The following is a 23,326-nucleotide window of genomic DNA, read 5'->3' on the forward strand; positions in this document are numbered from 1 at the left end:
ATTATTGTGTTTCCTTTACATTCCAATTTTGAAGCTTACGATAAAGCGTCGACGGGCTGACATCTAAATAGCCTGCGGCTTTGGGGATATTCCCATCACAGGCATCAATAGCTTGTTCAATCGCTTTCTTCTCTGTCAACCAGAGAGGGAAGATATCATTAACTGTGAAATTTTCTTCTTTATCCCAGTTTACCCTGATCTGATTATCCGTCGGCACATTAAGTGGTGGAGGTAACATATCCATTGATATATTTTCTCCATTATTCAGAACCACAACATTACGCAATACGTTTTGCAACTGACGAACATTACCAGGCCACTCATATTGCGCAAAACGATTCACCACCTCTGGTGTGAGCCTAACAAAATCTTTGCCTTCCTCCTTGGACATAAAGCCCAAAAGAGAATAAGCAATTTCTATGACATCATCTCCGCGCGCTCTCAATGGAGGTAAATGTAATGGAATAACGTATAGTCGATAGTATAGATCTTCCCTAAACCGCCCCTCTTGAACTTCCTTCCACGGATCACGGTTTGTAGCACAAACAAAACGTACATCCACACTCTTCATTTTCGAAGAACCCACTTTCTGGAATGTTCCTGTTTGGATAAAACGCAAAAGCTTAGTTTGTAAATCTAGGTCCATTTCGCACAATTCATCAAGGAACAATGTGCCACCATCCGCTAACTCTGCAGCGCCTTGTCTGTCAGTCGCAGCGCCAGTAAAAGCTCCTTTCACATGACCAAAGAGCTCACTTTCGATAAGATCTTTAGGGATTGCTGCACAGTTAATCGCGATGAAAGGTTTATCGCCACGCTTACTTGCCGCATGAATCGCTTCAGCACAAACTTCTTTCCCCGTTCCACTCTCACCTGTGATAAAGATACTAGCCTTGCTCGAAGCTGCAGAATCTATAGTTCGGTAAACAGCCTGCATAGTCTGGCTGCTACCAATAAAGCCTTGGTAGTTTTGGTTGCCAGGATTATTAGCCGCATTTCTAAGTTTGCTTGCTTTACGAATCGCATTATTGACTGTCACGCGCAGTCGATCAGCTTCACAAGGTTTGATTAGAAAATCTTGAGCTCCGTGACGCATCGCTTCAACAGCAGTGTCAATTGAGCCATGAGCAGTCATAAATATAACTGGAATATCAGCATTCTTTTGCTTTACCGCATGCAAAACATTCATCCCCGTCATATCGGGAAGCCTCAGATCAAGTAAGATTAGATCAGGAGTACGAAAGCTAAGGCTTTCAATTGCATCCCGCCCAGTACCAACAATATTGATGTCGATACCAAGGGGAGTAAGATAAGAGCGGTATAATGCTGCTACTGAAGCAGTATCTTCCACCATCAACAAATATTTTGACTTCTGTATATCAGTATCTTGTTGCATAATTAAGCCGAACTTTTTGTTGCAAGTTGTATAAATGATTGCATTACGCTTTGCATTTTGCAAATGCAAAGTATAAAAACCGCGAAAAAAACCCAGTAAATAGAGGGCTAAGTAATTGGCATGTTAAATGCATATCTAATAATTGACCCGCAAGGGTCACCTAGCCAACTGACGTTGTTAGTGAATATATTATTCACATATATAGCCATTAGAGTTTTACTACTGGCTTTTTTTTTGCCTGATAAGTAATCAGGTATATCTAAACATTCTTGAGCTGACGATATGCTCATTGTGGTCAACTCTCCCAGCTGCCCGACATATTGCTTACTTAGCTATTAGCAATAAATTGCTTGCGTAGCGCTTCTATTTCATCTCGTTTTTGCGCTGCAAACTCAAATTCCAGATCTTGAGCATGTTGGTACATTTGTGCTTCGAGCTGAGCAATCTTTTTGTCTATTTCTTGAGGCGTCATTTCTGTATATAGCTGTGTTGGCTCAGACACCTTAGATAATGGAACAAACTTCACTACTCGCTGCTTTTTGCTTCTAGCAATATCTCCAAGCTCCATAATGTCTTTAACATTACGCTTAAGCGCTTGAGGTTCAATTCCCATCTTATGATTGTGCGCCTGCTGCTTAGCTCTACGGCGGCTGGTCTCATCGATCGCTTTACGCATCGACTTGGTCACTCTATCTGCATAAAGAATCGCTTTACCATTAATATGACGAGCAGCCCTGCCAATCGTCTGGACGAGCGAACGCTCAGAACGCAAAAAACCTTCTTTGTCAGCGTCCAGAATCGCAACTAACGACACCTCCGGCATATCTAACCCTTCACGTAGCAAGTTGATACCCACTAACACATCAAACTCGCCTAATCTTAAATCCCGAATAATCTCCACCCGCTCCACTGTATCAATATCCGAGTGGAGGTATCTAACTCGTACATCATGTTCAGTGAGGTATTCAGTGAGATCTTCTGCCATACGCTTAGTTAATGTAGTCACTAATACTCGCTCGTCTTTCGCTTCACGGATACGAATTTCAGAGAGTAAATCATCAACCTGAGTTCCCACAGGCCTAACTTCCAGTTCAGGATCTAAAAGCCCAGTAGGCCGAACAACCTGATCAGCAATTTCATCTTCTGATTTTTCCAATTCATAATTGCCAGGTGTTGCGGAAACAAAAATAGTTTGAGGAGCAAGAGATTCAAATTCATCAAATTTTAGAGGCCTGTTATCGAGTGCTGAAGGCAACCGAAAGCCAAATTCTACGAGTGTTTCTTTGCGTGATCTATCACCTTTATACATAGCACCTATCTGAGGAACCGTCACATGAGATTCATCAATAACGAGTAACCCATCATGAGGTAAATAATCGAAAAGGGTCGGAGGTGGTTCACCTTCACTACGTCCACTGAGATAACGTGAGTAGTTCTCGATACCAGAACAAAAACCCAGCTCAGTCATCATCTCAACATCAAATTGTGTTCTCTGAGAAATACGTTGTTCTTCCAATAGCTTATTGTTGTCTAACAAGTATTTTTTTCTATGACCCAACTCAATTTTTATGTTTTCTATTGCATCAAGGATTTTATCCCGTGGCGTCACATAGTGTGTTTTGGGATAAATAGTGAAACGTGGTAAGTCTCTTTGCTTTATTGCGCCAGTTAATGGATCGAAAATGCTAATACAGTCAATTTCATCGTCAAACATTTCGATGCGAACTGCATCCTGATCTGACTCCGCGGGAAACACATCTATTACTTCCCCCCGAACTCGAAACTGACCCCGCTCAAATGCCACATCATTGCGACTATATTGCAGCTCCGCCAAGCGACGCAAGATGTCACGCTGAACCATGGCATCACCCCGACGAACATGCAACATCATCTGCAGGTAAGATTGAGGATCGCCAAGTCCGTATATCGCAGATACTGACGCCACTATAATGGTATCTTTACGTTCAAGTAGCGCTTTGGTTGCCGATAAACGCATTTGTTCGATATGGGCATTGACGGATGCATCTTTTTCAATGAATGTATCCGTTGTTGGAACGTAAGCTTCAGGCTGATAATAATCATAATAAGAAACAAAATATTCCACGGCATTATTTGGGAAAAAAGCTTTCATTTCTCCATATAATTGTGCAGCCAGCGTTTTATTAGGTGCAAGCAAAATCACAGGGCGTTGAGCCTTAGCTATAACATTGGCTAAGGTAAATGTTTTACCAGATCCCGTGACCCCTAACAGTGTTTGGTGAGCAAGACCAGAATCTAAACCATCAAATAGCTGTTGAATCGCTGTAGGTTGATCACCCGATGGCTGGTAATCAGAGATCAACTCAAACACTTTGCTCATATATTCCTCGATCTACTCTAACAATATGACTGAGTCTATTTTGTCTGTATATATATACAGATACAATAGCTCAAAATAAAAAAATGCATTTTCTCTTGATATCAAATCAAGCATACACCCGAAACTAGGCAGTCGACGCACTGATACATTCAGTTTCGTATACTGTAGTATTCTTAAACACCCACACAAATAAACCACAGCTTATCCACAGGGCTATGGGTGCTCTGAAATGAACCACATAGATATGTTTTTATTACTACCGATGAAAACCACCAATAAAGCCAATAAAAACATTAAAATACAAATTTTTACAAGCAATTAATTAGTATTTTTCTATACTTAGAAATACCTACCCATGTGGCTTTCTTTTATTTCCCCACATCAATCTACATGGTTATCCACAATTTTGGTGGATAACTAAATTTAGCCTTTTCTCCAAAAGGCCTACAAAAAAGTAAAGTGATTTTTGTAAAAAAAAATCACTTTTTCATACCATTTTATAGTTGACACTAAAGTGCCTCATCGCTAATATTCACGGCGCTTTAGAGCAATTCCCCCTTAGTTCAGTTGGTAGAACGGCGGACTGTTAATCCGTATGTCGCAGGTTCGAGTCCCGCAGGGGGAGCCACATTTAAAAAGACGCCTTAAGGCGTCTTTTTTCATTTTACTCTCTATCTTTTTTCTTGACTGACTGGCCAAACGCTTTCTGGCTACGTTTTTAAGCCAACCTCTATACTCAATCGCTCATTGGCCATTAAGGTTTGTTCAATTTTCAAAAACCTGATGACTGCAGCCTCCTATTTTTTCTATCGATATGCGAAAGCTAGACATCACAGCTTGCCATCCATTTACATAAACCATTGCGCTCTTTTCTGCTAAAACCATTCTCAAAATACAGCTCTATCGCTTTTTTATGACGTAATGACAAAGAAAAGAGTAAATTAACGCGGAAATTAATCCGTTTTTTTCTAAAAATACACAGCTAACCACTAAGACAAAAAATCAACAAAAAATTAAAATACAATAATAACAGCAACTTAAAATGACAAAAAACCAAAAATAAATAAAAAATTAGGCTTTGTTTTTTTTCTGCGTGATTCCGTGTAATTCCTTTCTGTTTTTAGACTCAAGGCTCTAACTTAGTCACCACTTTCACCGCAGCGTGAAACAAAATTGATAACAAGATCGATATCGATAACACCATCGATAACGACATAACAACAGAGTTAGCTACTTGTTAGCTTTAGATACTTAGGAAAACCATTATGCAAAACAAAACAGTAAAACTTTTCGCTTTAGGCGCATTGGCAGCAGCAACTACATTTGGTGCAAGTGCAGAAAATACCTATGACTACTTTGTCGGTTTTGATGCGGGTGTGCATTTAAATAGTGAAATTGAAGCAATGGGCCTAGCAGCAAAGCTTGATCGTTCCGAGATTCTGGGAATGAGTGGTGGTGTAACTATTAATGATCATCACCGTATTAAAATGGGCCTAGCGTACAACCCTCTCGAAATAGACGTAGAAGATGGAAAGGAAGACAGAGTTGATTTAAAGGTGAGCTATGACTATCTAGTCCCTATCTCTGAGAAATTAAGCTGGACTGTTGGTGGCCATGTAGGTTATGAAACATTTGAAGACTATGATGATGGTGACTCAAATGAAATGAACGGCTTTATTTACGGACTACAAACAGGTTTAGACTACAGGTTCGCAAAAAATTGGAGTGTAGGCGGGGAAATCGGTCGTACGTTCCATCATGCTGAACGTGCTGATGAATCTGACGCTCTATATGTACAAATCGTTGACGACTACACTGTAATGACTAACATTCAATACCACTTCTAATTGAAGCTAAACACTGTCCTTATCACTCCCGGCTTTTGCCGGGAGTTTTTTTATCTCAACACAGAATCACGGCTGCGAGTTAACATCACCGAACTTCTTGGCCCCTCGAGCATAACAATATCTTCATCCTGATAAACCAGTACATTACTTGACTTGCCCGATAAAAACAGCGAGGTATAACTGACCGCATGGTAGCCATCAATCACTTTTGATGTTTGAATAGGATCAGTTGAATAGGACAGCTCAAAAGCTCCGTCCTTAGCTTGTGTTACCTCACCATTAACTGCAAACAATGCCACACCTTCAAGCCCATCCCCTTCCACGGAAATGGTCGATTCAATACGCTCACGATCAAGGTTAACCTCTAGTCTCTCTCTCCACTGGCCATTGGTGGTAGAATATCCATGAATACGTGCCACATAACGCCCTTCAATCAACAGTTGCTGACTACTAAAATACCAAGAGCTGGCATAAACAAGCAGTGAGGCAATAAAAATCCCTATCCAGATTTTAAGGCTTTTCATTGATTAACTCCTTGGCTAATTGGGGGAACATAACCTCTTCTACCAAGTAGGTTTCGCTTCTGTGAGATGCCTTGTTATGTACTGAGATATGGTAACGTCCCGTATCTTTGTTGCGACCAAAGAAGAAAAGACAGTCACATTTGGATGACTTAATTGCTTCTAATACTGGTTCAGGGATCTCAGTTCCATGCTTGCGAAGTACTTTCTTGCCATCAAGATTAACTATTTCGTAATTGGGATTGAGATAAGAAACTAGACGAGTGTTGGTCACCTTAGTAAATTCAAGTGCGGACGCGCTAAGCAAGACAGCACTGGATAAACCAAGCACTAATTTGGCCCATGTAGTGGGTTGCCATTTGTTACTTTTAGGCTCTGGATGTGAAGTATTCTCTGCTTCTGCCACCCACTCAGCGCAATTACACGAGAGCATATACCCAACTCCCACCACAGTTTTTAATTCAACAGAGTTAGAAATAGCAATCACTAAACGGATCTTCTGAATCGATTTTTGCAAGGAAGAGTCCGTCACTATGGTGTCAGGCCAACCTGCCGACTTAAGCGCTTCTTTTCCCAATACCTGATTGGCATTGTCTAACAATGTTTTTAGTAATAAACATTCGTTGTAGTTAAGAGAACGACTATGGTGCGTGGTACTCACCGTCATTTTTTCTACGTTAAATATCAAATCATCACATGTATACTGGCTAGTCACGTCTATCCTTGTTCCAAATGCAAAAATGGCCTTAGTCAATCAAGAGCACATATTCCAAGCTAGGGTATCTCGCACTTGGATTTGTACGTTACCTGTCATAAAGGAACAGGTGAGTTATCTGAACTAAAGGACCTCTTTATGACAATAAAATAACATTACTTAAAGCTTAGCGCAGGTTAATATAAATAAACTTATCAAAAAAACAAAAGCCATGCGGGCAAAACACGGCTTTTTTCATTTTAATTTCAGTTCCCGTCAAGCGTATTGTTGTGCGTCTTTTTTACTTTGCTGAGGTAGTGTTTTATCATGTTTCTTCACACTCTCTAGGGGAACCACTTCGTCTATTTTTATATTCTTTGAGCTGCCCAAAAATACGCCACCTTTTTCTATCGTAAACTCGGTCGCCGAGACTTCGCCTTCAAGATATCCGTGCTCAAGTATTTGTAAGGTTTTGGAATACACTTTACCTAAAAAGCGACCATTAACAATCAAGCATTCGCAACGTATTGCACCTTCCACTGAGCCCGTAGCACTAATGGTAATACATCTATCTGTTTCTATATTACCCTTTACCTGACCATCTATCTGGATGTGGCAAGTAAGTTTGAGTTGCCCTTCGATAAAGGTGCCTTCTGCGATGACAGTTTGAGAACTGTGACCATTTGATTCTCTATTCTGTTTACTAAGTAATCCCATTGTACATCCTCGCTCGATTTAAAAATCGCATCAAAATCATTCATTTCCCACTTGGTAAAAGGCAACGGATCTAGAGAGCGCCCAACCAAGCGAATTTCATAGTGAAGGTGGTAACCCGTCGATAACCCCGAATTCCCTGCTAGGCCGATTAATTGACCCTTTTTTACATATTCACCACGCTTAACTTTAAACGCACTGAGATGTGAATAAGATGAAGTAAAACCGTAAGAATGAGCCACTCGAAGAAAGTTCCCAGAGCCCTTATTACTTTTCCTGACAACGTCAATAACACCTTCAGCAGGGGCAAATATTGGTGTCCCAACATTCACCGCGTAATCAATGCCCCGATGCATACTTTTTACCTTAGTCACCGGATGAATTCGATGTCCATAGTGTGAAGAGAGATAACCTGTCTTAACTGGTCTCCCATTTGGTATCATCTGCATCATTTGATGACGAACCGCAGTGGCCAACGCGGCATTGTCTACTCTTTCTCTTAGATTCAAAGACTCATTGGGCAAAGCCAAGGCAGATTCAATATCACTGAGCTTATCAGCGATATAGACAAGGTCCTGCTGTTTCCTATTTAGACTCAGCTCTAAATCATCTTGAGATTCATAAGAAAGATTCAATGCTTTTTCAAGTGAGTCGGCTTTATTGAGTAGGTAAGTTTTTTCTTGGCTTGAATCAGACATATTGCCTGCGAGTATTGACACTCCTGCAATTAAACTGGCGATAGTCACCAAAATAACCCCAAGACCATACTTAATGGCTGTCACCCTTGGTTGAGAAAAAATAAAAAATCGTGTTCCTTTATAACTTGGAACCATGACTGTAAAATGTGCAGGCTGCATAACATCCTCTATCACTAGGCCGATTGAACTAGCAAACTCAGTCAAATTTTATCAATGACATGGAATAGAAAAAGTGGCTTTTTCGAGAGTCTGAAGGCTCATTCCAGAGATGGTAGCGCTATTTAATCACAGCTTGGTTTAGGTCGCTTATTGATACCAACCCAATAAACGACCTAAATGGCTAACACTTTACATGCGGCGCCATTATTTATCGCCTCTTCTAACAACACATCTTCATGTTTCTGCAATGCCATTTTTTGTTCTTGGTGCCAAGCCTCTAATTGACTCTCAAGGCCTATAATTATGAGCTGCTTTTGCTTAATTGTGTTTTGCATCGAATGGTGTTGGGCATGCATCAATTGAAGTTCATATTGCTGGTGATCAATCATCTTACTGAGTGCCCCATCAACTCGGCATTGATTGAGTAATATCTCCCGATGAAAAGGCACATTTATTGAGCCTTTACGGCGAGTCTGATTTTTTAGTTCTAACAGCTGTTGCATACGCAAACTAGCTTGGTGACATTGCTGCTGTAGAGTGTCAAGTTCACTACACATTAGGTCACGTTGCTTGTATGCTAATCTACAAAGTGTCTTTATCGCTTTCTGTTTTGACTGCATTCATTTCCCTTATGTCTGCTGAAACAATTGCGCCAGTTCTGCTAAGCTTTGTGGAAAATCAACCGAGCAGTCTGCTTCTTGCTGAAGATACATACTGAGTCGAGGGTACATGACAACATAACTATCTAATTTAGGATCCTGCCCAGGCTGATAACCGCCTAAAGGGATGAGGTCTTTCACTTCAAGGTAGCTGGAATATGCTTTTCTGAACTCATTGGCAAGTGCCAAATGCTCAGTTGGTACGCATGAATTCATACAGCGGCTGATAGAAGCGCCAATATCTATTGCAGGATAATGCCCCTGCTCTGCCAATTTTCTAGACAAAACAACATGGCCATCTAGAATCGCTCGCGCTGAATCGACCACGGGATCTTGTTGATCATCCCCTGCAGCAAGAATGGTATAAATTGCTGTCAAGCTTCCAATCGGGTTCTCCCCATTACCCGAACGCTCGAGTAATTGCGGCAAAACATTAAATACCGAGGGTGGGTAGCCACGGGTTGCTGGAGGCTCTCCCAAAGATAATGCAATCTCACGTTGGGCCATGGCATAACGCGTTAGAGAGTCCATCACCAACAACACATCTTTGCTTTTATCACGAAAATACTCTGCAACTCGGTGACAGAGCAATGTCGCTCTCAATCTCATTAACGGCGATTCATCTGCGGGCGCAACAACAATAATGGCTTTACTGCGCGCTTCTTTACTTAAATTAGTTTCAATAAATTCACGAACTTCACGCCCACGCTCACCGATTAAACCCACTACAATTACATCCGCTTCGGTATTTTGAGCCATCATACCGAGCAACATACTTTTGCCTACCCCGCTTCCTGCCATCAAACCAATACGCTGACCTTTGCCAACCGTGATCAGCCCATTAATTGCTCGAACACCTATATTTAGCGGAGAGTCAACAGGCCTGCGCTTTAGCGGGTTGATGACTCTGGGTTCCAAGGAGACACGATCGCCACCGCGCAATACCGGGCCATCATCCAACACCTCTCCTAATCCGTTGACGACCCGTCCTAACCAGTGTTCCCCCAATTCAATTGTGCTATCTCCATCCAGCGGTATTACTTTTGCTCCAGCAAATAAACCGCCAAGGCGTCGTATCGGCATCAAAAAAGCGATGGCATGATCAAAGCCCACAACTTGAGCTTCAATCATATCGCCTTGAGAGGTTTCAACGAGGCAACGTTGATCCAGTTTAAAACGGCAACCCACAGCCTGAAGCATGGTGCCCGTCACTTTTACCAACCTGCCTGTAACTCGAGCAATTGGAATCGAGTCAAGTGATGCAATCGCTTCATTGGTACGCTCGGAAAGCAGATCAAAAGCTTGTGAGTTAGTCATTGGCCTCTTCACTTATTTGAGTGACTTCATCGAGCAAATGCTGCTTTACATTATCCATACAAGCCTGCAAACGCGAGTCACAGCTTGCATCAGCCTCAGCATCTTCTGTGACCAATTGGCAACCACCTGGTTGTAGATCTGGGTTTGCTACTAGCTTCCATTCTTTAGCAAATTCCGTGTTAATTTGTTCAAGACGGTCTAAATCTTGCGGATTAAGATGAACCGTAACCTTTTCGGTTTTACCCGGTATCGCCTCTAACGTTTCATCAACTAGAGATAAAATCTGTTGTGGTATCAAAGTCAACTCCGCTCGAATAACCTGTTGAGCCACCTTCTGAACCAGCTCACAAATAATATGTCTTTGTTGCTGTTCACGTTCTGCTTGCCAATGCGATAAAGATTGGTAAATGGCATTAACAGGTTTGGTAGCTTCAACAAACGCTTGCTTACCTGACTGTTCTCCTGAAACAAAGCCTTGCTGAAACCCCTCTTTCTGCCCCTCAAGTAAACCTTGTTGCTGCCCTTGAGTTAAGCCCTGGCGAAGCCCTTCTTCATGCCCTTGTTCAAGTCCCGTCTCAAAACCTTGTTGCAACTTGTGTTGAATATCAGCTTGTGGATCCTGCCAATTATCATCAAGAGCAAAACTGTCATCGACTTCTATTGGCTTGGCCAAAGGAGGAAAACGATGGATACGATAGCCTGATGCTGAGAGCTCAATAAAATCAGATTCGGTTAGTGACATGGGCTACTCCACTCTAGGTTCGTCATAAAGGACTAACTCTATTTCATCAGCTTCATCAAGCTCACGAACCATCTGCATAATATCTTGCCTTGCGCGTTCAACACGACTTAATGGAACAGCACCTCTAACCTCCATATCATCTTCCAGTGCTTTAACCATACGCTGGGGCATGGCACTTTTAATGGCAAGTTGAAGTTGAATCTCAGCTCCTTTAAGCGCTAAAGACCATAATTCCATTGGTACTTGTTGAACCAAGCGGTCCATAGTTTCTTCTGGCTGACGCCCCAAAACCATGAAATCAAACATATTTTTCTCAATTTCATTGACTACTTCTTCGTCATGTAGTTTGAGCATTTCCATCAGTGATCCTCGATCACCTTCGAATCGGTTAATAATGTCGGCTACTTGTTTTACCCCAGATAATGGTGCACTTTGGCTAACAGATGCCTGCTCAATACAGCGTTCAATAAGATCGTTAAGATCACTCGCCACTTGATGATCAATATCTTGCATTTGCGCAATCCGATACAACAACTCATCATGATCGTTTTCGGGCATACTTTTTAGCACAGCCGATGAGCTTTCTGCAGGCAAATAAGCCAGGAAAATAGCTTGCATCTGGGGGTGCTCTTTAGCAATAAATCTTGCCAAGACATCTGACTCAACCCACTGCAATCGCTGCATGTTGTTACTAATTTCATCCCCATAAAGCGTATTGAGTAATCCTTTCGCTAGATCGTTCCCTAAAGCTTTTCGTAACGTTTTAGATAGGTACTCTTTAGACGCACCTCTAATACCACTATGCTGACGAAAATCTTCAAAGAAATTTTGAATAACACCATTAGCATTATTACTTTTTATTCCATTTAACTTAGCCATGGCTTTCGTCACTCGCTGAGTTTCGTCACGAGAGAAGTGACGCAGTACCTTAGCGGCAGCATCTTCTCCCATTCCTAAAAGTACTAAAGCGGTTTGTTCGACATGGCTAAGCATTGGCTTTTGCTTTAATTCTGCTGTGTTCATTTACATTCACCCATTGTTTTAGTACTTCAGCGACTCGTTCAGGTTCTTCATTAGCGATAAGCTGCAAATGTTTGAGCTGAATTTCTAATGGTGAACCTGCCGGCGGTAACATATCGTGTCCCATATCAAGCCCAGACGATACGGAAATCCCTTTTTCTGACAGTTTTCGATTGAGCACTTCTTCTCTTTCTCTTTCTTCTCGTGTTTGTATGTCATCAAATATTGTATCTTGCTGAGGATCAACAAATTCCAGCTCTTTTGAGTTAAGATCAGATCCAGTTAAATGAAGAATCAAAGGACGCAGAACAAAGAAAATCATCGCCATTCCTAACATACCGCCAATTACGTATCTCATCGGCTGTTGAACCGTAGGATCTTGCCACCAAGGGATGCTCGGTGGTGCTTCAATCGACAATGGTGTAAAGCCAAAGCTCATTAAGCTGAGACTATCGCCTCGTGCTTCACTGATACCAATCGCATCAGTGACCATGGTGGAGATCTGAGTTTTCTCCTCATCAGTCCACGCTTGACCGTTTGGTGCAACAGCTTGATTGAGCAAAACCGAAACACTTAGCTTATCTATTTTTCCTTGCTGATATTGCGTGCGACGGACGCTACTTCCTACAGCATACTGGCGATTAACCTCTGAACGTGCGTTTGTGTTTTGACTATCATGTGTCGGTGATTCACCAGTGACTGGAGGCTGGTTACTCAAGGTACCGGGTACACCTAAAGCAATATTATCAATAGAATTGTTAGTTATGGTATGTTCTTTACGCACAATAGGCGTATTGTCCAGTACTTCCTGTGTTTCTTCGACCTGACTAAAATCCATATCCGCTGCCACCTGAACTCGAAAATTGCTCGGCCCTAGGATAGGTGTCAACATATCGGAAGCACGTTGAATAATTTGTTTCTCGACATTGCGTTGATATTCTAAATACTTGGCATTCACTTTACCCGCTTGGGCAGAACCAACATCAGCACTTAGCAAGCGCCCATATTGATCAATCACCGATACTTGCTCTGGCTTCATGGCTGTAACACTTCCGACTACTAAGTTAATAATGGCCTCAACCTGCTGTGGCTTAAGATCTTCACCTGGTTTTAGTTCCAACATCACAGAAGCAGAAGGTGCTTCACTATTTTGCCTAACAAATAAGGTTTGACGAGGTATTGCTAGATGAACTCGAGCATTGGCTACTGCATTTAAAGAGATAATCGTGCGAACTAATTCCCCTTCTAATCCATGACGATACCTCGCGGTTTCCATAAATTGACTGGTGCCCAGTGAGCTATCCTCTTTTAACGAATCAAGCCCTGTCGGCAATTTGGCTTTAACGCCTTTTGCAGCTAGAAGCATTCTGATCCTTGCTACTCCACCTTCAGGCACCAATACTTGGCCATTTTGTTCTTGCAACCGGTAATTAATTCCTTCAGATTCAAGTACCGAGATAATTTCACCAGTATCAAACCTCTCTTGCTGGCTATATAGAGGTCGATAGCTTTGAGTCGAACTCCAGAGAGCCACCACAATTATCGCTGCAACAATTGCAGCTAAAACCGCAGATAAGACCAAATTTCTCTGGCTATTTGACCAAAGCTGCTTGAGTTTATCGGTAAAGTCTTGTAATGCACTCTGGGACGACATTCCAGAACTCGTGGCATTTAACGCTGCGCCACCAGCAACTTGTGTGGTTAATTCTGACATGGGCTACACCGGCATCTTCATGATGTCTTCAAATGAGGTCACCACCTTGTTGCGTACTTGCATCAAAGCATCGAAAGACAGACTGGCCTTCTGACTCGCTATCATCGCGCCAACTAGATCATCACTCTGACCTGTTTCTACAGCGGTCACTTTTTGACTGGCAGATGATTGGTACTGATTTACTGCATCAAAAACATTCGTCATTGCATCAGAAAAAGATAAGGATGGTATGATGTTTTGTACATCTAAAGGGTTAGCCGAAACAATAAGTTCAGGCTGAACAATAGATTGCATTGCTTCCATTTTAGATAACATCAGCTGCTCTGCGCTTACCGCAGTGTGGATAGAGTTACTTGCCATTAATTTTCCTCCTTTACGCAGCCGAGCCAAGGGCTGACTGTAGATCAATACCTTGTTCACGCATTGCTGCTAATTTGTAACGTAATGCACGCGTAGTAACACCGAGTGCATTCGCCGTTTTGGTGCGGTTACCGCCATAGTGACGAAGTTTTTCGAGAATATATTGGTACTCTGCCTGCTTCTTAATTTCGACATGCCCCATACTTTTAGAAGGAACGGCATCATAATCAGAATTTAGTAATTCAACCGGTAACATCAGATCAAGTGCAGTTATGTAATCGCCATGACGCATAACTAAGGCTCGCTGTATCACGTTTTCTAATTCACGGATATTCCCAGGCCAGTGATATTGACTAAGCGCTACAGTGGCATCATGGGAAAGATGACACTGGCTGCCGTCTTGGTACTTGGAAATGAAAAACTGGCTAATAGGCAAAATATCGTCACTACGTTCACGCAGTGGTGGCCAGTGCAGAGGTAAAACATCTAATCGGTAATAAAGATCTTCACGAAAATGACCATTTTTGACTTCTTTACGCAAATCTTTATTGGTTGCTGCAATCACTCGAATATCCAGTTGAACTGCTTTATGGCTGCCAACACGCTCCACTTCTCGTTCTTGAAGTACTCGCAGCAATTTCGCTTGTACGGAAGGTGACATTTCTCCAATTTCATCGAGGAATATCGTGCCTTGATCGGCTTCTTCAAATTTTCCGCTTTGAGAATGAGTCGCTCCAGTAAATGCCCCCTTCACATGCCCGAATAATACCGCCTCAAGCATAGATTCTGGAATAGCTGCACAATTGACTGCAATGAAAGGTCCACTCACTCTAGGGGAGTGCTGATGTACATATCGGGCAAGAACTTCTTTCCCAGTGCCAGACTCTCCCGTAATTAAAACACTGGCTTTTGTGCAAGCGGCTCTATGGGCCAGTTGAAGGACTTGTTTGCTTCGCCATGAAGTAGCAACAAGATTTGCTATCGGCTTACCAACGACCTCAACGCGGCGAAGTAAACTCACTAGCTGACGACTTTCAAACGGTCTCAATAAATAATCGGTCGCTCCTGCCTTCATGGTTTCGGCAGCAAGTACACCTTGGTTTTGCTCAACAATCGCAATAACCACGCCTGTCTCTGCCTTTTTATTGTGGCAATGAACAAATTCTCGCACACACATATCTGGCAAATCTGAACTGACTAAAGTAATTGGGGTACTCGTTTCAAGCAATGCACTTCGACCCGTTCGGACATGTGTTATTTTGTATCCAGATTGTTCAAGTACTTTAATGATGGTGTGGGCAAGTTCATCCTTGGGCTCGACTAACAAAATACTAGTCTTTGTCATTTTTAAGCCTCTTCCATATCGTTAATTTTTTGAGTTTGTTGGGGGACTATCTTTTCGTCGCTTTTAACTAACCTAATGGTTACACGACGGTTTTTCGCTTGTCCTTCTATGGTGTCATTGCTGACAGTGGGATAGCGTGAACCATGTGACCTTACTTGTATCTTCTCCTTGGATATACCTTTGCCTATAAGCCCGCTAGCTATCTCGTCAGCTCTCAGCTTAGAGAGTGCTAAGTTACTTAAATCAGAACCAATATTATCGCTGTAACCATCGATGAGAATACGTGAGATGCTCTTATCAGCATGCAAATAGGTGGAAAGAGCCTTCAAGGTTTGTTTGTGTAGTTTGTTTAAAGTCCGCTCACCCTGATCGAAATTGAATGTAATGTTTCTCGCTATCGAGTAGGGCATTTGGGGAAGATAGGACAGGCAACGGCGAAATTGCGCAAGAGGCTGTTGAATACGAATGGTCGGTAGAAGTAGAGATTGAAATTCGGAAGTTTGATTTCCGCTTAAGCTAAGTTTAATCCAACTACCTTGTGTTATTTTATCCAGCAGGCTGCTTATATCAGTATGAAATGTAAAGTGGTCTTTGGTAATCGGCACATGATGCCCTATCCCCTTAGACTTATTATTGTTACTCCATGGCTCAGGAGTGCTATATAGTTGACCATACTCTAAGTGTGAATTATTTTTAACCAAATTAATTTTAAAATTAATTTTTCCTATTTCTTCTGAGCGGAAGATAAACTTCCCATAGGAAGTGTCATTAAAAACCAAACTGCACTTTAGACTGCTTCCTTTATAAATCCAATTTACTTTATCCATTGGAACTTCATATTCAAATTTAGCCATAGCTGATGAAAAATAGAAGATAATAAGTAATAAATATTTTTTCTTAATTTTGATATTCATAACTTTATTTAAGAGCCATTTTAAATTATTAAGATAGTTATCCATTGAAAGTCACTTCATACTTAGATGGTATTCACTGAAAGATTTAACCTGAAAACCTCAATGGTTTAACCATTAATCTATCAATGCGACCATTATGTACCAAATCAATAAAATTCTTTTAAAACCAATTTCATACAATGAGTAGGTGTGCATCAAGTGGCCTAACAAAGCATTCACCATCTGCATGTATTGCAAACTAACCTTTTTTATTTTTAATGAGAAGATATGGTTAAGGAATTAAAATCAACATATGGAGTAAAGTCACAAATTTTATAAACAAGACTTATTTACAACAAAAAAATCTATGTAGACTGGCATGAATTGAGGTAGAAAATTATAAAATAACTTTGTCAGAGCATGGTAAAATATAAATGGAAATATTAAGTAATAAATCTATTCCTGCTTTTCAAACTCTAAGTGTTGAATCTCTAGGAAAGCCTATTCACATTATTAGAGATAAGCTTGATATTTTAATATCAAATTCATGCAACATGTTAACTTATGATCTTCAGAATTGGCTAAAGTCCCATAATGTAACAAGTAAAATAAATATAGTTTCACTTCACACCTTTACTGCTAATGAAATGAAAAAATCATTAATAAGTACTTTTCAACACCAAGATGGGGGACGAATATTCACCTATATTGACAGTACAACACTGACTCGGCTTGCCGATAGTTTTTATGCCGCAAAAGTCGCCAGAAGCAGTAGTGAGATAAGCAATAGCGACCTACGGCTACAAGAAAAAATTGGGGGTATCATTGCCAGTTGGCTGGCACCTGCAGATATGTGGACCCGCTGTGGTTTTGAACTAGCTCAAGGGACAGGGCTTTACGCCACCATACAGGTCGATTTTGACGATCACCAAGGGATGATTCACATTAAGCTAGATGAATGTTTAGTCAAGACCTTAACACAAGAATTAGATCTTCAACCCCAAGAATCTATGTATCAACCCTTCAAGCAATCTTTAGAGTCCACCCTCGTCAACCTCAACGTTTTACTTTGCAAAAAAGACATCCCTCTAAGTGAACTTCTGGCGTTACAACCCAACGATATATTACCTGTTGAGTTGCTGTCTTCTGCTCCTGCCAGTATCGGTCAGCAACATTTATTCAACGGCACTGTGGCAGACAATGATGGCCAACTTGTATTAATTCTTAACCATGATAAGGAATCTTTTCAATGAATGAGTCAAATGATATCCCAGCTTTTAACGCTGATGAATTAGACTTCGATGACTTTCAACTCGAAGAAGCACAAAACGATATTGTCGAAACAACCCCATCCACTCCAGCGCGTGACTTGAATTTTTTCAAAAACATTCCAGTTACGGTCACATTAGAAGTCGCCAGTAAAGATATCGCGCTTGGTGACTTGATGAAAGCTGGGGAAGGGAGCGTGATCGAACTAGACAAACTTAATGGGGAGCCTCTCGATGTCAAAGTGAATGGTTCGTTAATGGGACACGCTGAAGTTGTAGTAGTCAACGAAAAATACGGTCTGAGACTCATTGACGTCGTCAATTCAGCCCTTACTTCAGCAGCTCAGTAAAGGCTTTAAAACATGAAAAAATCTTCTTCCTTAGTGAGGTGGATAACATGCATTGGCTGGTTAAGCCTGTTCATCGCCTTCCCTAGCACAGCGAATGAGTCAGGTTTAACTATCCTCTCTGTCACAGATGGAACATCACAGCAAGAATACAGCGTAAAACTGCAAATTCTACTGTTAATGACGGCACTGAGCTTTCTACCAGCATTTATTCTAATGGCCACCAGCTTCACTAGGATAATAGTCGTTTTGGCTATTCTTCGTCAGGCACTTGGCTTGCAGCAAAGCCCACCAAACCGAGTATTAGTTGGGATTGCACTCGCACTTTCTCTGTTGATCATGCGGCCTGTTTGGACTGATATCTATCAACATGCTTTCCAACCTTATGACCGTGGTGAAATCACCTTAATTCAAGCTTTTTCAATAGCAGAAAAGCCTGTAAGACACTTTATGTTGGCCCAAACACAGCAGAACTCATTAGAACAAATGCTCCGTATTGCTAATGAACCTTTAAACTCTGCCATAGAAGACATATCACTCGCAGTTATTCTTCCAGCCTTTGTAATAAGTGAGCTCAAAACGGCATTCCAAATTGGTTTCATGCTATTTATTCCTTTTCTAATCATTGACCTCGTTGTTGCAAGTGTGTTGATGGCAATGGGAATGATGATGTTGTCACCACTTATCATTTCATTACCCTTCAAACTCATGGTCTTTGTATTAGTAGACGGATGGGCAATGACTGTTGGTACCCTTTCAGCCAGCTTTGGTTAACCGGAGGAAAAATGACGCCCGAAATGACCGTTACTCTGTTTTCCAATGCAATATGGTTGATTATCTCAATGGTCGCTGTATTGGTTGTCCCCGGCCTAATTGTTGGCCTCGGTATTGCCATTTTCCAGGCTGCCACACAAATAAACGAGCAGACACTGAGCTTTTTACCACGCCTTTTAGTCACGTTACTGATGGTCATATTCGCAGGCCACTGGATGCTACGTAAAATCATGGACTTATTCGATTATTTATTTCACAACATTCCAGGAATGATCGGCTAATGGATATCACCTTTGCAGACATATCTCGCATTATTGGCCAACTTTGGTGGCCTTTTTTTCGGATTGGAGCTGTTTTTATCTCTATGCCGTTTTTTGGTGATGCCCTAATTCCTGTTTGGGTACGCAGCCTGTTAGCACTGGCCATTGTTGTCATCACTGCACCCATGATGCCGGCTATGCCAGTGGTGGATCTTTTTTCACTCACCTCGCTATTTTTAGCATTCGAGCAAGCAATTTGGGGGCTATTTTTCGGTCTGATACTTCACTTGCTATTTAGTATTTTCACTACTCTTGGCCAAATAATTTCGATGCAGATGGGGCTAGGTATGGCAATTATGAACGACCCTGTCAATGGGATGTCTGTTGCTATCCTTGGGCGAATATTCCTAATTTTTAGTACTTTACTATTTTTATCTCTTGAAGGACATCTTGTCGTTATCGACATACTCATTCAAAGTTTTGTTGTGTGGCCTGTAGGATCAGGGCTAACGTCGGCTTCACTTAAGGGCATCATCTCTCTTTTTGGCTGGATGTTTGCTTCTGCACTCGCACTTGCTCTTCCTGCCATTGTTTCTATGTTATTAGCCAATATTAGTTTTGGAGTTATGAACCGAGCAGCACCCTCTCTCAATGTCTACGCACTGGGCTTTCCTATGACCATGCTATTAGGCTTGTTCAGTGTTTTAATTTCCATATCTGGCGTTCCGAGTCGTTACACCATATTGGTCAACGATACCTTACGCTTTCTAAACCTATTTATAACGGGGGGCGGATGAGCGAGTCATCTTCTCAAGACAAAACCGAAAAAGCCTCGCCACAAAAAATAAAAAAAGCACGTGAGCAAGGCCAGGTCCCTAGAGCGAAAGAATTTACCACCGCCGCGATTTTTCTCGTAGTAGCCGTGTATTTCCATAGTCAATTAACGTTAATTTGGGACAATATTGCTGGTATCTTTCGATTCAATATGGCCTTAACAAGACAAGACCTAGAAAACCCAATGCAAATGATCGAACAGTTAGGACAAAGCCTTGGCGTGATCATTACTTTGCTCCTTCCATTGTTCATCGTCATTATTATCGTCACTCTTTCCAGTACCATGGTGCTAGGGGGCTGGATGTTTCGAGTTGCTAATGCCTTTCCAAAGCTTAGTAAGCTCGATCCTATAAGTGGTATAAAACGCATGTTTTCAAGTCGCTCTGTAGTCGAATTACTGAAATCTACAGTAAAGGTATTGGTGATTTTTGCCGTCCTTTATGCCTACCTGAGTAATCACCTTCAACCTTTACTTGGCATGCAAAGGCTACCTCTTACACAAGGTGTGATTAATCTCATGCACATACTCTTCGATGGTCTTTTACTTATGGGACTGGCTCTACTCATATTTGGGGTGATCGATATTCCTTATCAAAAATGGGAGCATGGAAAAGAACTAAAAATGACGAAGCAGGAACTCAAAGAAGAGTTTAAAAATAATGAAGGGCGCCCAGAGGTAAAACAGCGTATTCGTCAGATACAGCAGCAATTCGCTCGTAGACAAATTGACAAAATGGTACCGAGGGCTGATGTCGTTATCACCAACCCTACCCATTATGCCGTTGCCATAAAATATGACCTAAGTCGATCGGATGCCCCTTTTATTGTGGCTAAAGGCGTCGATGAAACCGCGATGCATATTCAAAGGGTCGCACGTGATAATCAGGTTGAAATAATCAACGCTCCACCATTAACTCGCGCTATTTATTACACCACCGCCATTGAACAAGCCGTACCAAGTCAGCTTTATGTGGCTATTGCACATATTCTCACTTACGTCTTGCAACTGAAAGCGTTTAAAACTGGCAAGGGAGAAAAGCCTATGCCTTTACCTCACTTAGCAATTCCAAAGCACTTGCAACATTGATCATCCGTTTTTAACCAAGGACACCTTCTCATGCTCAATCGGATAGCACAGATACAAAACTCCACCAAAGGCTATGTCGGTATACCGCTGGTCTTATTAATGATATTAGCAATGGTTATCCTCCCTCTTCCACCATTGCTACTTGATGCTTTGTTCACATTTAACATAGTACTCGCCATTTTGGTTTTATTGGTCAGTACAACAGCCAAACGTCCACTGGATTTTTCTATTTTCCCGACCATATTATTGGTCGCGACTCTACTACGATTAACGCTCAATGTTGCCTCTACACGGGTAGTATTATTGGAAGGTCACAATGGAGGTGATGCCGCTGGTAAAGTAATTCAAGCTTTTGGTGAAGTGGTTATTGGTGGCAATTATGTCGTCGGTATGGTCATTTTTGTCATTTTAATGATCATTAACTTTGTGGTTATTACCAAAGGTGGAGAACGAATTTCAGAAGTGTCAGCACGTTTTACCCTTGATGCTCTGCCGGGTAAGCAAATGGCCATTGATGCCGATCTCAATGCAGGCCTTATTGATCAGCAAGCCGCGCGGCAGAGACGACGTGAGGTTGCCAATGAAGCTGATTTCCACGGTTCAATGGATGGTGCATCGAAGTTTGTTCGCGGCGATGCGATTGCTGGTTTATTGATCCTGTTTATCAACATAATAGGTGGGATTAGCATTGGTGTTTTTGAGCATGGTCTACCCGCTTCAGAAGCCTTCAAGACTTATGCTCTACTCACTATTGGTGATGGTTTAGTCGCTCAGATCCCCTCTTTACTGCTTGCAACTGCGGCCGCAATTATAGTGACCCGTATTAACGACAGTGATAATGCATTGTCAGAAACAATGCAAAAACAGTTATTAGCCTCCCCTATTACATTATTTACAGCTTCCGCTGTCATGTTCATTATTGGTATGGTCCCTGGCATGCCACACTTGGCATTCTTTAGTTTTGCTGCTGCACTAGGTTTTGCAGGCTGGCGGCAAAACAAAACAATGCACCATGATCCCGCACTTGACCAAGTGGAAGTCATGACTCATGCGATGCAGCAAGATGACACTCCACTTAACTGGGAAGATATCCCGCACGTACACACTCTTTCGCTTGCGCTCGGCTATCGCCTAGTTCACCTAGTCAATACCGAGCAAGGCGCACCACTCACTCAGAGAATTCGAGGAGTTAGGCGTAACCTTTCAGAGCAAGTCGGTTTTTTGTTACCTGAAGTACGCATTCGCGACAATCTGAGCCTAAAGCCGAATCAATACACCATAGCCCTAAATGGTGAAGTCATTGAGCAAGGTTTTATTGAACCCCAACGTTTAATGGCCATCGCCGTGGGTGAAACCTATGGTGAAGTAGATGGTATCCTTGGTAGCGATCCAGCCTATCATTTACCGGCTGTTTGGATTGAGCATACAGATAAAGCCAAAGCATTGAATATGGGCTATCAAGTGGTCGATGATGCAACCGTAATTGCAACCCATATCAGTAAAATCATCAAAACCCATCTTGCGGAGTTATTTAATCACGATGATGTAGATGCCATGATGCAAAGGCTCACACAACAAGCACCAAAATTAGCGGAAGCTTTAGGTGCGGCACTTAACCCAGCTCAGCAGCTTAAGGTATTTCGTCAGTTACTGCTCGACCAAGTCCCGCTGCAAGATATTCGCACTATTGCCAATACAATGCTGGAATCATCAGAAAATACCAAAGACCCTATTCTACTTTCTGCCGACATTCGATGTGCTTTAAGGCGAACTTTAGTCAGCCTTATAGCAGGTTCTAACAACGAACTTAAAGTCTATGCCTTATCCGATGAATTGGAACAAATGCTTATAACTTCGCTACAACAAGCGCAAGCTAATGGCAGTATAAGCTTAGATAGTTTTCCCGTTGAACCCAATATTCTCAGTCAGTTCCAGCAACACTTGCCACTGATTAAGCAGCAATTAAAACAGCAAGGACTAGCACCTATTTTACTCGTCATGCCACAACTGCGCCCATTACTTGCCAGATACGCACGTACTTTTTCAGAGGGACTCGCCGTATTGTCATACAATGAGATCCCAGAAAATAAACAAATTAATATTGTGGGTAACTTGGGGTAATTGGTTTTTGAACAATTAAATTCATCACTAACTGGGTTTCATCTACCAGTTAGTGGGAGAAAGATCACTAAAAAGCACTGATATGATTAGAAATCAACTTTTTTGATTAATTTTGGATAGATAGCGTCCGCCTCTTGTTAGTGACCAGGGGAAATCCTGAAGCCAACATCTGAGTATTGTTACCAACCAAGGAGACC

Annotated in this window: 22 protein-coding genes and 1 tRNA gene; 9 read left to right on the forward strand and 14 right to left on the reverse strand. The window is 41.8% G+C overall.

Going from position 1 to position 23,326, the window contains the following annotated elements:
• Window position 1: 1 nt before the first annotated feature.
• Together luxO and uvrB are read right to left on the reverse strand one after the other, a co-directional pair.
• Entirely contained in the window at window positions 2–1,396 is a 1,395-nt protein-coding gene (gene luxO, locus KO511_RS02235) for a quorum-sensing sigma-54 dependent transcriptional regulator LuxO (RefSeq protein WP_215985862.1), read from the reverse strand.
• A 328-nt stretch (window positions 1,397–1,724) separates the two neighbouring features.
• Window positions 1,725–3,755, reverse strand: a complete 2,031-nt coding sequence (gene uvrB / locus KO511_RS02240; RefSeq protein WP_215985863.1) for an excinuclease ABC subunit UvrB — start codon at window positions 3,753–3,755, stop codon at window positions 1,725–1,727.
• 552 nt (window positions 3,756–4,307) lie between these two features.
• Between uvrB and KO511_RS02245 the strand changes: the two genes are divergently transcribed.
• Together KO511_RS02245 and KO511_RS02250 are read left to right on the forward strand one after the other, a co-directional pair.
• Window positions 4,308–4,383: transfer RNA gene (locus KO511_RS02245), tRNA-Asn, on the forward strand.
• A 637-nt stretch (window positions 4,384–5,020) separates the two neighbouring features.
• On the forward strand, window positions 5,021–5,602 hold the full coding sequence (locus tag KO511_RS02250) for an outer membrane beta-barrel protein (RefSeq protein WP_215985864.1): 582 nt from the start codon (window positions 5,021–5,023) through the stop codon (window positions 5,600–5,602).
• Window positions 5,603–5,652: 50 nt separating this feature from the next.
• On the opposite strand, the gene KO511_RS02255 is transcribed toward KO511_RS02250, so the two are convergent.
• From KO511_RS02255 to KO511_RS02310, 12 genes are all read right to left on the reverse strand, one after another.
• Window positions 5,653–6,126: a hypothetical protein gene (locus KO511_RS02255; protein WP_215985865.1), complete on the reverse strand. Its 474-nt coding sequence runs from the start codon at window positions 6,124–6,126 to the stop codon at window positions 5,653–5,655.
• Entirely contained in the window at window positions 6,113–6,838 is a 726-nt protein-coding gene (locus tag KO511_RS02260; protein WP_215985866.1) for a winged helix-turn-helix domain-containing protein, read from the reverse strand. The genes KO511_RS02255 and KO511_RS02260 overlap by 14 nt, the downstream gene beginning before the upstream one ends.
• A 255-nt stretch (window positions 6,839–7,093) precedes the next feature.
• On the reverse strand, window positions 7,094–7,534 hold the full coding sequence (locus KO511_RS02265) for a bactofilin family protein (RefSeq protein WP_215985867.1): 441 nt from the start codon (window positions 7,532–7,534) through the stop codon (window positions 7,094–7,096).
• Window positions 7,420–8,388, reverse strand: a complete 969-nt coding sequence (locus KO511_RS02270; protein ID WP_215985868.1) for a M23 family metallopeptidase — start codon at window positions 8,386–8,388, stop codon at window positions 7,420–7,422. Before KO511_RS02270 ends, KO511_RS02265 begins: the two co-directional genes overlap by 115 nt.
• Before the next feature lie 173 nt (window positions 8,389–8,561).
• Entirely contained in the window at window positions 8,562–9,008 is a 447-nt protein-coding gene (locus tag KO511_RS02275; RefSeq protein WP_215985869.1) for a flagellar export protein FliJ, read from the reverse strand.
• Between the two features lie 9 nt (window positions 9,009–9,017).
• Window positions 9,018–10,364: a FliI/YscN family ATPase gene (locus KO511_RS02280; protein ID WP_215985870.1), complete on the reverse strand. Its 1,347-nt coding sequence runs from the start codon at window positions 10,362–10,364 to the stop codon at window positions 9,018–9,020.
• Entirely contained in the window at window positions 10,357–11,106 is a 750-nt protein-coding gene (gene fliH / locus KO511_RS02285) for a flagellar assembly protein FliH (protein ID WP_215985871.1), read from the reverse strand. The genes KO511_RS02280 and fliH overlap by 8 nt, the downstream gene beginning before the upstream one ends.
• A gap of 3 nt (window positions 11,107–11,109) precedes the next feature.
• Window positions 11,110–12,129 (reverse strand): flagellar motor switch protein FliG, encoded by a 1,020-nt coding sequence (locus tag KO511_RS02290; RefSeq protein ID WP_215985872.1) that lies wholly within the window; start codon window positions 12,127–12,129, stop codon window positions 11,110–11,112.
• Window positions 12,092–13,840: a flagellar basal-body MS-ring/collar protein FliF gene (gene fliF, locus KO511_RS02295; RefSeq protein ID WP_215985873.1), complete on the reverse strand. Its 1,749-nt coding sequence runs from the start codon at window positions 13,838–13,840 to the stop codon at window positions 12,092–12,094. Before fliF ends, KO511_RS02290 begins: the two co-directional genes overlap by 38 nt.
• 3 nt (window positions 13,841–13,843) lie before the next feature.
• A complete protein-coding gene (gene fliE / locus KO511_RS02300) occupies window positions 13,844–14,200 on the reverse strand; it encodes a flagellar hook-basal body complex protein FliE (RefSeq protein WP_215985874.1) in 357 nt (118 codons plus the stop codon).
• A 13-nt stretch (window positions 14,201–14,213) separates the two neighbouring features.
• Entirely contained in the window at window positions 14,214–15,545 is a 1,332-nt protein-coding gene (locus KO511_RS02305) for a sigma-54-dependent transcriptional regulator (protein WP_215985875.1), read from the reverse strand.
• A 2-nt stretch (window positions 15,546–15,547) separates the two neighbouring features.
• Window positions 15,548–16,504, reverse strand: coding sequence for a MotY family protein (locus KO511_RS02310; protein WP_215985876.1), 957 nt, complete (start codon window positions 16,502–16,504; stop codon window positions 15,548–15,550).
• Window positions 16,505–16,872: 368 nt separating this feature from the next.
• On the opposite strand from KO511_RS02310, the gene KO511_RS02315 reads away from it, so the two are divergent.
• The 7 genes from KO511_RS02315 to flhA are packed head-to-tail and all read left to right on the forward strand — an operon-like array spanning window position 16,873 to window position 23,129.
• Window positions 16,873–17,691: a FliM/FliN family flagellar motor switch protein gene (locus KO511_RS02315; protein ID WP_215985877.1), complete on the forward strand. Its 819-nt coding sequence runs from the start codon at window positions 16,873–16,875 to the stop codon at window positions 17,689–17,691.
• Window positions 17,688–18,056, forward strand: a complete 369-nt coding sequence (fliN, locus tag KO511_RS02320; RefSeq protein ID WP_215985878.1) for a flagellar motor switch protein FliN — start codon at window positions 17,688–17,690, stop codon at window positions 18,054–18,056. Before KO511_RS02315 ends, fliN begins: the two co-directional genes overlap by 4 nt.
• A 12-nt stretch (window positions 18,057–18,068) precedes the next feature.
• Window positions 18,069–18,827 carry a flagellar type III secretion system pore protein FliP gene (gene fliP, locus KO511_RS02325; protein ID WP_215985879.1) on the forward strand — a complete coding sequence of 253 codons (759 nt, stop codon included), beginning with the start codon at window positions 18,069–18,071 and terminating at the stop codon, window positions 18,825–18,827.
• 11 nt (window positions 18,828–18,838) lie between these two features.
• Window positions 18,839–19,108 (forward strand): flagellar biosynthesis protein FliQ, encoded by a 270-nt coding sequence (fliQ, locus tag KO511_RS02330; RefSeq protein ID WP_215985880.1) that lies wholly within the window; start codon window positions 18,839–18,841, stop codon window positions 19,106–19,108.
• Window positions 19,108–19,884, forward strand: a complete 777-nt coding sequence (fliR, locus tag KO511_RS02335; RefSeq protein ID WP_215985881.1) for a flagellar biosynthetic protein FliR — start codon at window positions 19,108–19,110, stop codon at window positions 19,882–19,884. Before fliQ ends, fliR begins: the two co-directional genes overlap by 1 nt.
• Entirely contained in the window at window positions 19,881–21,008 is a 1,128-nt protein-coding gene (flhB, locus tag KO511_RS02340) for a flagellar biosynthesis protein FlhB (RefSeq protein WP_215985882.1), read from the forward strand. Before fliR ends, flhB begins: the two co-directional genes overlap by 4 nt.
• 30 nt (window positions 21,009–21,038) lie before the next feature.
• Window positions 21,039–23,129: a flagellar biosynthesis protein FlhA gene (gene flhA / locus KO511_RS02345; RefSeq protein ID WP_215985883.1), complete on the forward strand. Its 2,091-nt coding sequence runs from the start codon at window positions 21,039–21,041 to the stop codon at window positions 23,127–23,129.
• Window positions 23,130–23,326: the final 197 nt, after the last annotated feature.

Origin of the sequence: Vibrio hepatarius, from assembly GCF_018860525.1 — a bacterium.
In the GTDB taxonomy this organism is placed as follows: domain Bacteria; phylum Pseudomonadota; class Gammaproteobacteria; order Enterobacterales; family Vibrionaceae; genus Vibrio; species Vibrio hepatarius_B.